This is a genomic window from Frankia sp. AiPs1, from assembly GCF_023716945.1.
In the GTDB taxonomy this organism is placed as follows: Bacteria; Actinomycetota; Actinomycetes; order Frankiales; family Frankiaceae; genus Frankia.
This window is the reverse complement of record NZ_JAMQQF010000820.1, coordinates 1-1,916: the sequence shown is the minus strand read 5'-3', so window position 1 is coordinate 1,916 and position 1,916 is coordinate 1. Positions and strand designations below refer to the sequence as shown.

The following is a 1,916-nucleotide window of genomic DNA, read 5'->3' as shown; positions in this document are numbered from 1 at the left end:
CGCGACGGCCGGGGCCGGGCCGCCGCGCGGAGCCGTCAGAGGGTCGGGCCGAGCGCCTTGCCGCACAGGTTGTCCTGCGCGACGGTGAAGGCGCTGCCCGACGGGTTGACCTGCATCAGCGCGAAGCAGGTCGGCTGGCGACCCCGGGTCGCGCCGACGTTGGTCGGTTGGATGAGGCCGCCGGCGTCGTAGTGGGTCAGGGTGCGCATCCCGGCGAGGAAGGACTGCCGGGTGGGGCAGGGTCCCGCGGCCTGCAACCCGCGCAGGAGCAGGTCGGTGTCGACGTAGCCGATCAGGCCGAACTCCTGCTCGGGGTCGTCGGTCTGCGGCGAGTAGCGCGCCATCACGTCGAGGTAGTGCGTGATCGGGACGCCCCCGGCCTCGAACGGCCGGTAGAACACCGGGACCAGCACCCCGGCCAGGTCGGGGCCGTGACGGCGCAGCAGGCTGTGGTCGTAGCCGGTCATCGACAGCACCACCTTCGGGCTCCCCCCGGCCTCGCGGATCGCGCGCAGCACCGGCGGCAGGGCCGTGGGAGTCAGCATGGCCACGATGGTGTCCGCGCCGGAGTCGAGGATCTGGCGGGCGACGTCGGCCACGCTGTCCGCGTCGGGGGTGTAGGCGTGGCTGCCGACGACCTGCACGCCGAGGGACTGCAGGCTCTGCCCGACCCGCAGGGTCGCGCCGGAGACCCCCGTGGACATCGCACCGTACAGCAGGAAGGCGGACGTGCCACCGCGGTCGTGGACGAAGCGGCCGTAGGTGTCGATCGGCGCGCCGAGGGTGTTCGAGAACGAGAACATGTTCCCGTATCGGGTCCAGACGTCCTCGGCGGCGAGGCCCACCGTGGGGATCCCCCGGTCGGCGAGGTACTTCGCGCTGCCGGTGGCGGCGGCGGTGAACTCCAGCAGGCCGAACGCGTCGCGCTGGTCGACCAGCTCCCGGGCGCCGCTGAGGTTCCCCTCGACGGTGCCGGCGTCGTCGCGCCATTCGTAGACGACTTTCCGCCCGTGTATCCCGCCGGCGGCGTTGACCTCACCGAGGCGGGCGTCGACGCCGGCCCGCAGCGCCGGAAACGCGCCGGCCAGCGGGCCCGAGTCGGGGTAAAGCAGGCCCACTCGGACCTCGTCGGGGGTCACCCCCGGCGCCGCCCTGCCCCCGGTGCAGGACGCCGCCGAGGATGTCGGCCCGGAGCATCCGGTCCCGACGACCAGTCCCAGCAGGATCGTCGACATACCCAGTTTCGCCGGCACGCCCAGTTTCGCCGACATGCCCAGTTTCGCCGGCATGCCCAGTTTCGCCGGCATGCCCAATCGCGCGGACATGCTCAGTCTTGCGGACATGCCCACTCTTGCGGGCACGCTCAGCTTTGCGGACATGTTCAGTCTTGCGGACATGCCCACTCTTGCGGACATGCTCAGTTTCACGGCACAGCGACGCATTCGAAGGTGACCCCCATGCTGACCCAGCGAACCGCCGCTACAAACGGCTCCGCAAAACGACTCGGAATCATTCAGCCAGAATGGTCAGTGCGGTCGGGCGGTATCGGCGCAGCACCGTCGGCTGCGCGCTCCGCCCCCGCCGGGCCGTCGGATCCGGCCCGGAGCAGACGACCGCCGAACTCGTTGACCTGTCCAGGCTGCCCGGCACGTCTCGGTCGGGCTGCCACCGGCCGGAACCGAATTCGGTTTCCGGTCGGTGAAACGACAGTACTAAGCCATCCAGCACCAGGGGTCACATTGCGATGACGACACGGCATGGCACGATGGTGCAGGCACCGGGCCCCCAAAGCAATATGCAAGAGAAAAGCGGGGGGGGGGGGGGGGGGCGCCCCCCCGCCCCCCCCCCCCCCCCCCCCCCCCCCCCCCCCGGTGGGTTGGGCGCGGGGGGATGTCTCCCCGCCGCCCCCCGCGCCC

1 protein-coding gene is annotated in these 1,916 nt (G+C 71.6%); it reads right to left on the bottom strand.

All coding sequences use genetic code 11. The features are described 5' to 3' along the window. Nucleotides 1–35: 35 nt before the first annotated feature. Nucleotides 36–1,139 carry an ABC transporter substrate-binding protein gene (locus ND748_RS30990; protein WP_251749860.1) on the bottom strand — a complete coding sequence of 368 codons (1,104 nt, stop codon included), beginning with the start codon at nt 1,137–1,139 and terminating at the stop codon, nt 36–38. Nucleotides 1,140–1,916: the final 777 nt, after the last annotated feature.